The organism is Pedobacter sp. ASV12 (genome assembly GCF_016429155.1).
Taxonomy (GTDB): Bacteria; Bacteroidota; Bacteroidia; order Sphingobacteriales; family Sphingobacteriaceae; genus Pedobacter.
Window position 1 is genome coordinate 23,199 of sequence record NZ_JAELUC010000011.1, and the last position, 16,059, is coordinate 39,257.

The 16,059-nt window shown below is 47.7% G+C and carries 9 protein-coding genes; 1 reads left to right on the forward strand and 8 read right to left on the reverse strand.

Features of this window, described 5'->3' with window-relative positions; all coding sequences use genetic code 11:
* Positions 1-5 precede the first annotated feature (5 nt).
* Positions 6-1,478, forward strand: a complete 1,473-nt coding sequence (locus tag JHD69_RS05080; protein ID WP_199137989.1) for an aminotransferase-like domain-containing protein — start codon at positions 6-8, stop codon at positions 1,476-1,478.
* 119 nt (positions 1,479-1,597) lie between these two features.
* Here the strand turns inward: JHD69_RS05080 and uxuA are convergent, their stop codons facing one another.
* From uxuA to JHD69_RS05120, 8 genes are all read right to left on the reverse strand, one after another.
* The gene (uxuA, locus tag JHD69_RS05085) at positions 1,598-2,773 is read right to left on the reverse strand and encodes a mannonate dehydratase (protein ID WP_199137991.1); all 1,176 of its coding nucleotides are present in this window, start codon (positions 2,771-2,773) and stop codon (positions 1,598-1,600) included.
* A 241-nt stretch (positions 2,774-3,014) separates the two neighbouring features.
* Positions 3,015-5,237 (reverse strand): beta-glucosidase BglX, encoded by a 2,223-nt coding sequence (gene bglX, locus JHD69_RS05090; RefSeq protein WP_199137993.1) that lies wholly within the window; start codon positions 5,235-5,237, stop codon positions 3,015-3,017.
* A gap of 173 nt (positions 5,238-5,410) precedes the next feature.
* A complete protein-coding gene (locus JHD69_RS05095) occupies positions 5,411-6,643 on the reverse strand; it encodes an endo-1,4-beta-xylanase (RefSeq protein ID WP_199137995.1) in 1,233 nt (410 codons plus the stop codon).
* An 86-nt stretch (positions 6,644-6,729) separates the two neighbouring features.
* On the reverse strand, positions 6,730-7,797 hold the full coding sequence (locus JHD69_RS05100; RefSeq protein ID WP_199137997.1) for an endo-1,4-beta-xylanase: 1,068 nt from the start codon (positions 7,795-7,797) through the stop codon (positions 6,730-6,732).
* Between the two features lie 18 nt (positions 7,798-7,815).
* Positions 7,816-9,411 (reverse strand): hypothetical protein, encoded by a 1,596-nt coding sequence (locus JHD69_RS05105; RefSeq protein ID WP_199137999.1) that lies wholly within the window; start codon positions 9,409-9,411, stop codon positions 7,816-7,818.
* 1 nt (position 9,412) lies between these two features.
* Positions 9,413-11,167, reverse strand: coding sequence for a glycoside hydrolase family 2 protein (locus JHD69_RS05110; RefSeq protein WP_233165710.1), 1,755 nt, complete (start codon positions 11,165-11,167; stop codon positions 9,413-9,415).
* A gap of 92 nt (positions 11,168-11,259) precedes the next feature.
* Complete coding sequence (locus JHD69_RS05115; RefSeq protein WP_199138001.1) at positions 11,260-12,975, reverse strand: RagB/SusD family nutrient uptake outer membrane protein; 1,716 nt, start codon at positions 12,973-12,975, stop codon at positions 11,260-11,262.
* Between the two features lie 21 nt (positions 12,976-12,996).
* Complete coding sequence (locus tag JHD69_RS05120) at positions 12,997-16,044, reverse strand: SusC/RagA family TonB-linked outer membrane protein (RefSeq protein WP_199138002.1); 3,048 nt, start codon at positions 16,042-16,044, stop codon at positions 12,997-12,999.
* Positions 16,045-16,059 lie beyond the last annotated feature (15 nt).

The following is a 16,059-nucleotide window of genomic DNA, read 5'->3' on the forward strand; positions in this document are numbered from 1 at the left end:
TATTTTTGAACATAACAGATTTTGACATGCATACGGCATCGCCAACAACCAACGATTTCCTTTACCAGCAATTGGCAGGCAAAATAGCACAGAACATTTTGGATGGCGTACTCAAAACCGGCGATAAACTGCCATCGGTACGCACTTTGAGCAAAGACCACGGCATTAGCCTGAGTACGGCATTTAAAACCTATGTAGAGCTCGAAAACAAAGGATTGATCGAAGCCAGGCCCAAATCGGGTTACTATGTTCGTTTTACCGATCGCAAAGGAAGGTTGGTAAGTACGGCGCCTCATAGCGAAAAAGAGCCCTTTGATGTCAATGTAGATGAAATGTTGGCCATGGTGTACGGCAGCATCAATAAAACGGGAGTTTCGCAACTGTCGATGGCCGCACCAGCCCTTTCTTTGTTGCCCGAGAGCAAGCTCAACAAAACCATGGCCGAAGCCATCCGCGAAAACGCTTTCAGTTGCATCAACTATGAGGATATTCAAGGTAATTTGCGTTTACGCCAACAGGTGGCCAAAAATGCGCTCACCTGGGGAGGCACATTTACGGCCGATGAAATCGTGAGCACGCAGGGCTGTATGGAAGCACTCGTTTTTTGCCTGAAGGCCGTAGCCGAACCCGGCGATACGATTGCCATTGAAAGCCCGACCTACTTTGGAATTTTCAACGTGATGCAAAGCCAGGGGCTAAAAGTACTCGAAATACCAACTGATCCGCAAACCGGGATCAGCATCGAATATTTAGCCCAGGCCATTGAAAAAGTAAACATTAAAGCCTGCCTGTTTACGCCCAACTTTACCAATCCCTTGGGCTGTGTCATGCCCGACCAGCGCAAGCAACAATTGGTAGCGCTATTGGCCAACAAAGAAATCCCTCTGATTGAAGATGATATTTATGGCGACTTGTTTTTTGGCAAGTCGAGGCCCAGAACCTGCAAAAGCTACGACAAAAACGGCTTGGTACTGCTCTGCTCATCGGTTTCCAAATCGCTGGCGCCAGGCTATCGCGTGGGCTGGTGCATCCCCGGCAAATTTAAAGACAAGGTACTCAACATCAAATTGATGCACACCATATCTTCGGCTACGCCTACGCAGGCAGCCATAGGCTTGTTTTTTGAAACCGGAAGGTTCGACTTGCACATGCGCAACCTGCGAAAAGCCCTGCACACGCAATGTCTGCGCTACCTACAAGCCACATTCGACTACTTTCCGGAAGAAGTAAAAGTAAACCAGCCGGCTGGTGGCTATGTGCTTTGGGTGGAACTGCCCAAGGCCGTAAATGCCTTCGAAATTTTCCGGACGGCCTTAAAACAGCAGATTGGCATTTATCCGGGACAGGTATTCAGCACCGACGGACGTTTTACCAATTACATCCGCATTAGTTTTGGCCATCCGTTTAGTGCCAAGATAGCGCATTCCATACAGGTTTTAGGGGAGTTGATCCGTTCCAGTATGGGAGTTCCGAATTGATGGTTCAGGATTAAAAATTAAGCTATCGAATCTAATAACAGCAATTCGTTGCTATAAAAAATCCCAAGTCTAGAGTCGACTTGATTCTAGGCTTGGGAATTTTTCCTGTAAACTGTCTTCTAATAATTACCCGTAATCCCCATTTCGAGGCCACGTAGTTCGGCCAAGCCCCGTAAACGACCGATGGCCGAATAACCCGGATTGGTTACTTTATTCAAATCATCCAGCATTTGATGTCCATGATCTGGCCTAAATGGCATCGGTTCTTTCCTTTTGGCGTTTTCTGCCGTAACGGCTTTCATCACCTCGTACATGTTAACGTCGCCGCCCAAGTGGTCGGCCTCATAAAAATTGCCTTCCTCGTCTTTGGTTACGTTACGCAAGTGCAAGAAATACACGCGTTCTTTCACGGCTTCAAAAATATCGACCAATTGGTTGTCCATTCCGGCACCCAACGAACCCGTACAGTAACAGATACCGTTAAAAGGCTGATCAACGCTTCTCAAAATATTAATCAGGTCTTCTTTGGTGCTCGCAATGCGTGGCAATCCCAAAATCGGATATGGCGGATCATCGGGATGGATGGTCATTTTAATGCCGGTTTCGGTGCAAGTAGCTGCAATCCCCGCTAAGAACCAGGCCAAATTGGCTTTTAAACCTTCCCTGCCAATATTTTGGTATTCATCGATGCTAGCCCGCAAGGTTTCCAATTCGATTTCTTTTTCGTTCGGAATACCCATTAGTACGTTGATGCGCAGTTCGGCCAATTCGGCTTCGCTTAAGCTATCCAACCTGGCTTTGGCCTTGGTTAAGATGTTAGCCGGATAAGCTGCTTCGGCGTTTGGGCGTTTTAAAATGTAAATGTCGAATACGGCTAAATCGGTCCAGTTGAAATACAAGGCCTTAGAGCCGTCGGTCATCTCCAGGTCCAATTGCGTACGGGTCCAATCCAATACCGGCATAAAATTGTAGCACACGGTTTTGATGCCACAGGCAGCCAGGTTTCTGAGTGAAGTATTGTAGTTTTCGAGGTATTTCTCGGCGCCTGGCCTACGGGTTTTAATGGCTTCGTGCACCGGAACGCTTTCTACCACTGCCCAATGCAAACCAGCGGCTTCAATAATAGCTTTTCTTTCTCTGATGTCTTCCAATGGCCAAACTTCGCCATGTGGAATATGGTGCAAGGCGGTAACAATTCCTGTTGCACCTGCCTGTTTCACATCCTGCAAGCTCACCGGGTCGTTCGGTCCGTACCAGCGCCAAGTTTGCAGTAATTTATGTTGGTTTGTACTCATCTATTTAAATGTATAGTCAATAATACTGAATTAAAAAATCGACCAATAACAATTGGCCGAAAATAGTTACGGAAACGTTAGCGTAAATTTGGTTCGTTGGCTCGTTGATTGATTTATTAGCTGGTTGGCTGATTACACTTGCGCATGATTTGTCATTCCGAGTGCAACAAGGAATCTATCTCGAGAATAGATACTTCGCTTGCTCAGCATGACAAATCTCAACGTTAAGGAGAATTAAATACTATTTCAGCTCAAAGTTGTTCTCCAGCTTAATGTTATCAGACGAACCGCCGATCATTACTTTGAAATCGCCGGGTTCGGTTGTCCAGCCTTGTTTTTCCTTGAAGAATGCCAATTTCTCTGGCGTTAAAGTGAAAGTCAGCTGCTTGCTTTCGCCTGGGCTCAATTTCACTTTAACAAAATCCTTCAATTCCTTAACCGGCCGGGCTAAGGAAGCAAACTTGTCTTGGATATACAACTGCGCCACTTCTTCGCCTGCTGTTTTACCGGTATTGGTTAAGGTAAAGGTTAATTGCAAGGTCTCTCCTTTTTGAATGGCTGGTTTCGACAGTTTCAAATTGCTGTACGCAAAAGTGGTATAGCTCAAGCCATAGCCAAAGGCGAAACGTGGATCGTTTGGCGAATCGATATAGGCCGATTTGTATCGGATATCGGTTGGTTTGGTTACCGGGCGACCTGTGTTCAAGTGGTTATAGAAAATCGGGATTTGCCCTACATTTCTTGGAAAGCTGATCGGCAATTTACCCGAAGGGTTGAAATCGCCCACCAATACATCGGCGATGGCGTTACCCCCTTGGTCGCCCAAAAACCAGGCATAAACCACGGCATCGGCTTTATCGGCAATGCTGTTGAAAATCAACGGACGACCAGCCATCAATACCACAATTACCGGTTTGCCAGTGGCTTTTACGGCGTTGAACAACTCTTCCTGGCGACCAGGCAAACCAATATCGGTGCGCGATTTGGATTCGCCACTCATGTCTCCTGATTCGCCCAAAACCATCACCACTACATCGGCGTTCTTAGCCGTGCTAATAGCTGCATCAAACCCTGCAGTACTAGTTTGGTCTATCGAGGTTCCTTCGGCATAAGTAAATTTGGCATGGCCCAATTTGCTTTTCAATCCTTCGTAAACGCTTACAATATTAGCTGTGTCGGCATAAACGGTCCAGCTGCCAGCCTGGTCCTTTTTGGCATGTACCAATGGTCCGATCAGGGCCACGTTTTTCACGTCTTTTTGCAAAGGCAAGGTATTCGCTTCGTTTTTCAACAACACAATCGATTTTTGAGCCGCCATCCTGGCTACTTCCTTGTATTTAGGATCGTTCATTACCTTGGCTTCACGTTTTTCGTCAGAGAATTTGTAAGGGTTATCAAACAAGCCCAATTCGAACTTTTTATACAGTATTCTTCTAACGGCATCGTCAACCCATTTGACGTCTACCTTGCCACTTTTCACCAGTTTCTCCAGTTCTTTTTTGTAGGCTTCGCTTTCCATGTCCATATCGCTGCCTGCGGTGATGGCTTTTTCGGCTGCTTCGCTAAGGTTTTTGGCAAATCCCCAAGGCATCATTTCCCCAATCGAGCCCCAGTCGCTTACCACAAAACCTTTGTAGCCCCATTGGCCTTTCAAAATATCGCGTTGCAAATAAGCATTTCCGGTGGCAGGAACGCCATTTATGGTGTTAAACGAGTTCATAAAAGTGGCTACTTTGGCATCGGCTGCTGCTTTAAACGGAGGCAGGTAGACCTCGTTCAGCAGTTGCTCGCTCATGTCAACGGGGTTGTAATCCCTGCCGGCCATTCCGGCGCCGTAGGCTGCAAAATGTTTGGCACAGGCCATAATGGCATCAACGCCACCGAGTTTTTCGCCCTGAAAGCCTAAAACACGTGCCCTGGCAATGGCAGCACCCAAGTAGGTATCTTCGCCAGCACCTTCCATTACGCGCCCCCAGCGCGGATCTCGCGCAATATCAACCATGGGCGCAAAAGTCCAGTGGATACCCGAAGCGGCGGCTTCCTCGGCAGCTACGTGTGCCGTAGCCCTGATGGCCTCCATATCCCATGATGCCGATTCGGCCAAAGGGATCGGAAACACGGTTTTGTAGCCGTGGATGACATCTAAACTAAACAGCAAAGGAATTTTTAAACGCGACTGCAAGGCAACGGCCTGGATTTCGCGGGTATCTTTTACCCCTTTTACGTTGAGCATAGAGCCCACCATGCCCGTTTTAATATCGTTGAGCAGGTAATTTTTTCTGTCGCTCGATGGGCCGGTTACTTCCCTGCCCGAGTATTGATTTAATTGGCCTACCTTTTCGGTTAAGGTCATGAGTTTCATTAAAGAATCAACCCTTTGGTCGATGGTTTTGCGCTGCTGCGCCTGGGTTAGCGGCATAAGCCCGAAAATACAGAGTACGGAAAGGCTAAAAAATTTATTCATTTGTTTGGTCATTAAGCAAACCTCATCGGTTTGTTGTTTAAAAATTAGGGATTAGGTATTTTAACAATAAAAGCATGAGCATTATGCTCGCGCCAATTTTGCTAAAGTAGTGGTAAATCTGTTTTCTTTCAAATGAAGTGCCCCATCATTACCACTACAAGCATAAATTTTTATCAAGGCAAAAGTCCATCCCTCAAATTCCAAAAAGCCTGCTTCTTGGCATACGAAGTATCGAAAATTGTGGCTGCGGCATTCACGCCCCAAGCCGAATCGGCATCGCCGATGTTCCAAAGCGTAATGCCCCAGCGCTGCCCTACCGGAACAATTTCCTGATAAGCCTTGGCGATGTTGTAATACAAAGATTTCTGCAGATTTTGGCGGTTGGTTAAATCGCCTGCAGGTACGCTGGTTTCGCTTGGCCCTAACAGGGAAATATCCAGCTCGGCAATATGTACATACAAACCGGTTTCTTTCATCTTTTGGATGGCCGCCTTGATATTGCTCAAAGGCGTATTGTACCTCACGTGCATTTGTAACCCCACCCCATTGATGATCGGATCGCCTCCCTCGGTCATTGTTTTCAGCTGCATCACCTTGTTGTAGATGGCGTTGAGCTTGGCGGTACTGTACTCATGGCCATAATCGTTGTAAAACAATTTCAGTTTCCAGTTTTGGTTGGCCCTGGCTGCCAAACGCGCATACCTGAAAGCTTTTTCGATGTAGATTTCGCCCATGTAGCGCTTCCAAATGCTGCCAATGTCATTGCCCGATGCGTCTAAGTTAAGGTTCCCCCTTAAGGTGCCGTCATCGTAAAAGGCTTCGTTTACGACGTCCCAAGAAGTAAGCAAGGGCAAAGCCGGACTACCTGCTTTGTAATTGTTGCTGTAAAAGGCTACCGTTTTATCGATATGTCTTTTCATGATGGCGTTCAGCGTATCGGCCCGTGCCGCAACCGGCGTATTGGTTTCGACGTCTTTTACCCAATTGGGCAAGGCGCGATGCCAAACCAAGGCGTGTCCGTGGATGCGCTTTTCGCCAAAATCCTTGGCCAGGTTAGGAACTTTCTCGTTCTTTTCTTCAATCCCATTGCCTAAAATACCGAAATCCCAAGTATACTTGGCTGGATTCAAGCTGTTCATTTTCATGTCGTTTTCTGCCGTAATGCTGTTGTAATGCAGTTTCGCCAAGTTTGTGTAGGTGGTGTTGCCAAACTTGTTCGAATTGATGGCCGCCCCAACAATGATATCGGGATTAACTTCTTGCAGCACGTCGCTTACGGTTACTGCGTTGCCGGCCATGGTTGTGTTGGGCTTGGCAAGCACGGGGTCGGTTAGCGGTGCTTTTTCTTTGGTACATGCACTGAGCGATACGCCCAATAGCATGGTGTAAACGGTTACTTTGTTCATGTTATATTTGGTTTTGATTAAGTAACGTTTGTTGCTGTGCAAACCGGGATTTGTACAGCAAAATTCATTGGTTCTTCGCAAGCGTCCTACTTCACACCATCCAAAATACCTTGGTAGGCCGCTTTTCTTTGGTAGTTGCGGTCGAAAGGCAGGGGCCAATCGGGTCTGTTGTACTCCACAGGGATCCAGCTGTCGCCATCGGTTACATTCCAAATGGTAATGCCGAACTGCTGTGCCTTTGGAATAGCGTAGTACATTTTTACGATAGACTTATACTTCGCTGCCTGCTGGTCTGCCAAGCTGGCAGTGTAGGTTAGCGACTGGTTATTATCGGGATTTAGCGCGATATCCAGCTCCGAAATATGCACCTTTAAGCCGGTTGCAACAGCTGAAGTAATAGCTGCACTGATATTTGCATCCGTCTGATTATAACGTGTATGCATCTGCAATCCTAAACCATCAATAGGGATGCCTCTGGTCTTGAGGCTCGTCACCAAATTTAATATGGCAGTGCGCTTGGCAGTGCTGTATTCGTGGCCATAATCGTTGTAAAAGAGCAGTGCATCAGGATCGGCTTGACGCGCGTATTGAAAAGCACGGGCAATATAATCCGTCCCTAGTTTTTGCACCCAAATGCTGTTGCGGTAAGTTCCATCGTCTTCAAAGGCTTCGTTCACTACATCCCAAGAAGCTACCTTGCCTTTGAAGTGGCCAACCACGGTTTGGATGTGCGTTTTCAAGAGGTTTTCCCAAGCCTGTGTATCGCCCTGAAAATTGGTTACCCAAGTTGGCAACGACTTGTACCAGTTTAACGTATGGCCATGGATGCGTTTGCCGTTGGCCTGCGCCAAAGCCACGATCTCGTCGGCATCTGTCCAGTTGTAGGTGCTCTCTGCCGGGTGAAGCGTGCCGAATTTCATGGCATTCTCGGCGGTGATACTGCTAAATTCCTTCACCACCAATGCTTTGTAGGAAGCATTGCTTCGCAATAACGATGCGTTAACCGCCGCGCCAAAGGGAAACGGCATGTCCTTTAAGGTAGCCGAATTGCTTGGTGGCGTCGTTACCGGATCGGGCATCAAGGTGGTGTGGTCCATATTGGCACAGCCCAGCAAACTGGCAAGGACTAATGCGGCGAATAGTTTTTTGGTCATATTTGGTTTTTTGGTTGGCTATTTCTTCCGGTCGAAGAAATCGGCCAATGGGTACATTTGAAAATTCAGTTCTTTCATTTTAGCGACTAAAGGCTTGTACAATTGATAGTTATTGTCGACAATGCCTTTGTTGGCGTTGGTATTGGAAGGTTCTGCGCCTTTTTGTGTAGGGTCGTTGTCCATGTACTTAAACCAGTGCCAGCCTACGCAGTTCTTCGATTCAATTAAACCTAAAACGAAGTTCTGGTAAAAGAAGCCCCTATCCTGCTGGGTTTTAACTATCCAACCGGCACCTGCGGTGTTGCCCAGGCCCGAATCGTCGGCTTTAACATACCACTCAGTGATTAAAAAAGGCTTGCCCGACCAATTGGCCCAGTCTCTCATTTGAGGCTGTTCTGGCGTCCAGGCATTGTAATAGTTCATGGAAATGGCATCTACATATTTGCCGGCGGCTTTCCATAGCTCGGCCAATTTGCCTTGCGCACCATGGAACCTGCAACCCAGGTACATGTGGTTGGGGTCGTATTTTTTGATGGCTTTTGAGACCATGGCGAAATAGCGATCAGCTACCAGCTGCAGAAACTCCAAGCGGTTGGCATCAGTGAGCTGATCGGCTTTGATGCCTTTCTCGTCGATCCATTTTTTGGCTGCCAAATAACCCGGATCTTCCTGGTTCTTTAAGGTCAGGTAGCCGTCCAGGTTTTTGATTCCCAAAGGCATTTCGTTGTCAGAGAAGTAGCCAAACAAGTTGGGATCATTCTTGTTTTCGGCCAGTTTTTTGGCATGCTGGTCGCAAAACGCCTCGAAAGCCGGATCAAACACAAAAATCACATTGTTTGGATAGGCTTTATGGCCCGGTACCTGATAGGTCCCTCCCCTTTTATCGCCGTAGGCACTCATGAAATCGAGGTTGACGGTATAAGCCAAAGGCTTGGTCTTTTGCAACGGAGACTGCACAATTAATTTGGTATTTGACCAGGCGCCACTGCCATTAAAACCGTTTTCGTGCAATAGGTTTTGGGTTTTGTTCATCCACTGGCTTTCGTTGCCGAATTCTTTGGCCAAGGCCGCTTTGTTGCGATCAGAAGTACCCATGCTTACAGCATTTACCGCATTGTGGAAGAACAGGTGTCCGGCAGGATCAACAGCCCACCAGCGACCATCTATCTTTTGTACGTGATAAAAGCCTGTAGCCTTAGCCTTGCGGTCTAAGCGGCCACCGTACACATCGGTTTTTACACTTTGAGCTTTAAATCCGCTCAAGCTGGCTAAAGTTCTTGTAGCAAATGGTTTATATGTCGTAAAAGAAGCATTATCCTTCGAGTTGTTCAGCACCTTTCTGGTTTCTACCTGCAACTTAAAATCGAGACTGTCTTGCGCCATAGCCTTGGCCGAGATAGCCAGCAGGGCGATAACGATCACAAGGTAAGCAGTGAGGCGGTCGGCGTTGAGTACAGCGCGTAGTGCATATAGCGTATAGCGTTTTAAGGTTGAGGGCTGAAGGCTGAAGGTAGCAGGTGTTTGCCATACTGCGTATCGCGTATTGCGTATTGCGATTGGCGTTTTAGCAGCATCCGAGCTTGGTATGTTTTGTGTCTTTGTGGTTAAACTCATCTTATTGGTATTTTAACTGCATTTGATCGTAAAATGACTTCAGGATATAGAATGCCTTTTTCTTCTTTCCGGTTTCTGAAATGAGGCCTTTGCGGTTCCAGAAATTTTGGTAAACAGGGTGTTGCCTTCTTGGCGACCTGAAATCAGTCAATATCCATGGGGTCATTCCTCTTAGGCCATCTATTTTGCCCAGCAAAGCGACTTGGTTGCGGTAAAGGGCTTCCTGGTATTCCTCGCTCCAACGGGTATCTTCGTCGGCATGGAAACCCGCCAAGGCATCGCCACCAAACTCGGTAATTACCACGGGCTTGTTGTATTTGATGTTGAAGTTGTAGCGTAGGATTTCTTTTGGCGTGCCACCCCAATACCAGCCCGCATATTCGTTAAAGCTTACCAAATCGATCTTCTCGCCCAGCGGGTCATTCAAAATAATGGTATTGCCTTCGCGGTGTACCTCCAAGGCAGCGGCTACCAAACGGGTATCGTCTAACGAACGGGCGGTAGTAGCCAGGTTGCCCATAAACTGATGTCGAGGTTCACTTAAAGGGGTTTCGTTGCCTATAGACCAGACAATTACACTGGCGCGATTTTTATCCCTCACGATCAAATCGGTGAGTTGCTGCTTGGCATTGGCATAGGTAGCGGGATTGGTCCACGATATGGTCCAATACACCGGTACTTCGGCCCATACCAGCAAACCCATTTCATCGGCCAAACGGATCATTTCTTCGTTATGCGGATAGTGGGCCAAGCGCACGTAGTTGCAGTTGAGTTCTTTGGCCCATTGCAGCATCATGCGCATATCGCCTTCGCCACGCAACCTACCCGCCAATAAAGGATTTTCATCGTGCAGGGAAATGCCACGCAGGAAAATAGACTTGCCGTTGAGCAATACATTGTTGCCATTGGTTTCGATACGCCTGAAACCGATTTTATCGCTGATTTTTTCTACGGCCGTGCTGAGCTCTACCTGATAAAGCTTCGGGTTCTCGGGCGACCATAAGGTTAAATTTTTGTAGGGAATCTTTACTTCGGCCCTGCCCTGTGCATCGGTAACAACTACGGCGCTAATCTTCAACTCGGCGATATTTACCGTTACTTTTTGGCCAGGGGTACTGTCAGATAGCTGCACATAACCTGCCAATACATTTTCTTTCGCCTTTGGCAACTGAATTTTATAGTCGGCTACGTATGTTTTAGGCAATTCGGCCAGAAACACGTCGCGGGTAATGCCTCCGTAGTTCCACCAATCGGTGTTGATGGTCGGAATTTCGTCGGGCTTACGGGTATTATCCACTTTCAGCACAATAGAATTGGTACCGTCTTTCAATTTGCCAGTCACTTCGAACTGGAAAGGTGTAAATCCACCCTTATGGATGCCTAGTTTCTTGCCGTTTAAATAAACATGGGCCTCATAGTTTACCGCTGCGAAATACACAAAATAGCGTTTGTCGCTTGCCGGTTTGGCGTCGAATTTTCTCCTCAGCCAAACCGAACCCTCGTACAGCTCTAGTTTTTCGGCCTGCGAATTCCAGTCGCCGGGAACGTTCATAGCTGGAGAATGATCGAAATCGTACTCCAACAGCTCCGATTTGTCTTTCGGCAAGCGGTCGTCGTAAAAGCCTCCAGTACCAGAAGCCGACTGATCAAATGGTTCATGTCGGTAATCATAAAACCCATTCTCATAAGGATCTATGATGTAATTCCATTTGCCGTTGAGGCTTTGCAGCTTTCTGGCCTGGATATTTTGTATCAAATTTTGAGCGTGGCTTTGGCTTGAACAAAAGAGGATTGCGATAAATAGTGCCCAGTAATTTAGTTTTAACATGTTTTTGGTTTTAGTTTTTATTAATAACCTTGATTTTGGCCCAAGGCAGGCGCTCTGTTTAAGTTGCTTTGCGAAATAGGATACAGGTAGTTTTTAGCTGAGAACACCCGGTTTTCGACCGTAAAGCGCTCGTAGCTGAAAGTGCCGTTCGCGGCGTTTCTGGTGATCCTCATACCGGTAACGGGCTTGTTGAAAAACTCTTCGCCTTTGCTCCACCTGCGTACGTCGAAAAAGCGATGCCCTTCAAAACACAGCTCTACCCTACGCTCGTTTTGGATGCGTAGGCGCATGGCTTCCTTGGTGGCTGGCACATAGCCGTTGCCCGCTGCGTTAGTGCTTTGTAGCGCAGGCAAGGCCACTCCAGTGCGTTGTCTCACCATGTTGATGTAGGTGTATACTGCGGGAACCGGGCCTTGCGCCTCGTTTAGAGCTTCGGCATAATTGAGCAATACCTCCGCGTAGCGGAAAATAACCCATGGCCTTCTTGACAATGTATTAGACTGTTGGTTCCAGGTAACGGCATCATTGAAGAACTTGCGCATGTAATACCCCGTTTTGGTGGCGTTCACATTAGCGCCAATACCGTCTTTGCCGCCAATGTAGGTATCAACGGTTTTCGGGCTTTTGTACACCACGCCGTTGCAGAAAATGGTAAAGGCCAAACGGTTATCACGGTTGGTATAGGGCGCATTGGCATTGTAACCTGAAGCAGCATCGGTAATTGGCCTACCGGTAGTGCGCATTTCGAAGGCATCGACCAGCTCTTGGGTGGGATTGGTACGACCCAGAGCGCCATCATAGCTGATCGGGGCATTGTTTTGCTCAATATCGTTGCGATTTGGCGTTTGGGTTTCGAAAATCACTTCGTTGTTGTAGGGATTGGCGCCAAACAAGAAAGGATTACGGTAATCGCTTAACAAAGAATGCACGTTTTTATCGATCAAAGCTTTAGCGGCATCGGCGGCTTTTTGCCATTTGGTTAAATCGTTGGTGGGGTTGTACTGCGGACTGGCGGCATACAGGAATAGCCTTGCTTTTAGAGCCATCGCCGCGGTTTGCGTAGCCCGGCCTCTTTGTGCCGACGACCAGGTTTGTGTCCACAAGGGCAAGCGTGCGATAGCCGAATCGCAGTCTAAAGCGATTTGATCTACACATTCCTGAAAGGTATTTCTGGGCAGGTTGAGGTTTTCGTTTCTGTCGAACACTTTGGTGGCCAACACAATACGGCCGTAACGCGCTAACAATTCGAAATGGAAATAAGCCCTCAAGAAAAAGGCTTGTCCTTTTAGGCGGTTGATTTGCGCCTGCAAGGTCTGATCGGCCGCGGTTGGCGAGGTCAGTTCGGAAGGTTGCGAAGTGATGCCGCTGGTTTGCACGTTGGCCATAAACAGGTTCACGATCCGTAGGCCTTCGTACAAGCTGCCGTACATGTCATCCACGGTTCTTACCGGGCTCCAAGTGCCGTTGTTAAAGGTATTGATGCTCGAGTTGAGGTTGGAATTGACCGCCTCGTCGCTTCCCGAAGCCTGCATGGCTCCATTGCCGTCTAAATTAAAGCGGTCGGGTACCGCGAAATAAGCATTGTTCAAGATGCCACGGGCATAGTTGTCGTTGGCCCAGGTTTCTTGCGAAGTGATCGGGCCTTCGGCCAGCGAACCGTCCTGCAAAAAGTCTTTACAGCCCGCAAACAAGGCGGTACCGATCAATAAGGCGGCTGCAATTTTTAATGTCTTCATACTTTATGTTTTAAAGTCGATTTAAAATTTAACGTTTAGGCCCAGTGCATAAGAGCGCAAATAAGGGTAAGAGTTGATGTAGCCCGATTCTGGAATCTCAGGATCGATCGGCAAATCGCCCAGCTTATCGAAAGTGAGCAAGTTGAAGCCGCTGACATAGAACCTAATCGACTGCAGCTTGATCTTCTTCACGAAAGAAGAGTTTAAGGTGTAGCCGATTTCGGCATGCTTGAGCCTCAAGTAATCGCCAGAACGGATCCAGTAGTCGGATACCTGGGTATTGTTGCCCCTATCGGCCAAGGCCAAGCGCGGGTATTTTGCGGTGGCAGCGGTTTCAGGCGTCCAACGGTCAACGCTAAACTGGTTGATGTAGCCCGTGTTAGACGAACCTTGGTTCACCAAAGAACTGATTTGGATGCTTCGTCCATGCGTACCTTGAAACAATACCGACAAATCGAAGCCTTTGTAGCTTACCGAAGCCCCAAAGCCATAATAATCGGTAGGAACGTTGCTGTAGTCCATCTGTACAAAATCGAAATTATCGATCACGCCATCGCCATTGATGTCTTTGTAGCGGATATCGCCGGGCTTAACCGTTCCCGAAAAGCGCTGTACCGGTGCCGCGTCGATTTCGGCCTGGTTTTGGAACAAGCCCTGCGAAATGAGGAACCTGCGGTTAAAATCACTTCCATTTACCACTCCACTGATGGGGAAGCCGATTTCCCTTTGGTAGGCTGGCAAGCCCGGTTCCTGGTTTAAACGGATGATGTTGCTTTTTACATGGGTATAGTTGCCATACACGTTCAAATTGAAGTCACCCAGCTTTTTATTGAAGTTCAACGAAGTTTCGAAACCTTTGTATTCGGCTTCGCCATCGTTAACCTGACCGCTGCTTTGGCCGATAATGGCTGGCAATAAGGAATTGGTCAGTAATTTGGTCCTGTTTTCGTGGAAGTAATCGGCCGAAACAGAAATCATTTGCTTGAAAAGCTTAAAGTCAACCCCTACATCGGCTTTTTTGGCTCTTTCCCAAGTCAAATCAGGGTTGGCCAGTTCGGCTTCGGTGGTATTGACACTTGCCGTATAGCCTGTACCAAACAAATAGCCGGTACCGCCACGGTTGTAATAGGTGTTGAACATGAACCTCCTGCTGGTGCTGATGGCATCGTTGCCTACTAAACCATAAGAAGCCCTAACTTTTAGATAATCCAAAAACTTGGCGTTTTTAAGGAACGATTCGTCAGAAGCGATCCACCCGGCCGAAACTGCAGGGAAGAAACCGCTTCTCTTGCCCGGCATGAAGGTTTCTGAAGCCGCCAAGGTTCCAATCAGGTCCACAAAATAGCGTTGCTTAAAGCCGTAGGAAATACGGTTTGACCATTGTTCTCTCCTATCCAAAAGCGATCCCGGGGTAGCTACAACGCCACGCATCACGCGTGATGAAACATTGAAGGCATGGTTGCCAAAAGTACGGTCGTAATCCAATCCGCCCCAAAACTCGTTGCGCCTTACGTTGCCGTTAAAATCAGAAGCGGCGTAATCCAAAATGGCTTTGGTACCAAAACGGGCATAACTGGCCGTGGTTGGATTATATTCGTAAACCTCGTAGTTCTGTGTAAAACCTGAAGTGTACAAACTGGTTACATCGTATGAATAGAAGGCATTTAACGATAGGCCTTTGGTGATGAAATTTAATTGTTGCTTAGCGCTTACATTGGCTAAGAGAGTCCGGGTTAAATCGGTAATGTTGCCTCTCGATTCCAACATGGCCTTTGGATTGCTCCTGAACAAGGAGGTACCGCCATAGCTGCCATCGGCATTTAGAATAGGAAACGCGTTTGATGGCGTCCCGAAAATGGTCGACAAGAAGTTGCCATTGCCATCGCGCGGGTAGCGGATGCTTGCCGAACGTCCGCCTACATCAAGGCTGACGTCTAAAGTCTTGTTCACGTGAATATCCAGATTTGTACGGAAGTTGATGCGCTGAAAATTGGTATTGGCATCGTAGCTGGGGTTGCTGGCGCCTTTGTACAATCCTGATTGATCATAAAAGCTGAACATGGTGAAGTACCTGGCGAAAGCATTGCCGCCACTCACCGTACCTACGTAACGCTGCACAGGCGAAGCATTTTTCATAAATTCTTTCACCAAATTGTTGTTGGGATAGAGCTGTGGGTTTGAATTATCGCGGTAAGCCTGCAATACCGAAGCGCTGTACAAAGGCGCAATGCCACTGTTGGCCTGTGCTTCGTTGTAAAGCGTGGCATAGCTGTACGAATCCAGCGGACGGGTTATATTTACCGGGGTTTGCAAGCCGCCCTGTGCATCGAAAGTTACTCTGGTACTGGTGGCGCTGCCTCTTTTGGTACGCACATAGATGACGCCATTGCTGCCGCTCATGCCATACCAGGCCAAAGAAGCGGCGTCTTTCAATACGCTGATGCTTTCGATTTCCAACAGATCCATGTCAACGAAATCGCGCTCTACGCCATCCACCAATACCAATGGTGCCTGACCATTGTTGTACGACGAACGGCCGCGAACCAAAAAGCTGGCATCGTCTGTACCCGGTCTGGTGCCCGTTTGCTGAATGTACAATCCCGCCAAACGGCCCGAAAGTGTGTTGTTTAAGGTAGACAAAGGCAACTGGGGCAATTCGCTTACGTTTACGGTGCTGATGGTAGCACTCACTTGGCGTTTTTTTCTCACGCCAAAAGGAATAAATACGTCGTCGTTGTTATCGGCTTCGATTAAAGCTGGCGTAAGCGTAATGGTTACTTTGCTTACCTCGCTGGCCGATTTGCTGACGATGAGATAGCCCGGCATCTGGAAGATGATCTGGTCGTTGGTACTGGCTTCAAACGAGAAGGTACCATCGGCAGCCGTCAAATTGCCGCTCTTTTTTTCTTGAATGAGAATGCTTACCCCTGCTATAGGTGCATTTTTATCATCAACCACCTTGCCCGACACGGTAATGGTCTGGTTAGGGGTTTGCGCCCACAGCTGTCCTATCCCTAAGGTTAAAATCAACAGGAGGCAACTTATATAGCTGAATTTTGTGAAGTTCATATCGGTTAATTTTGA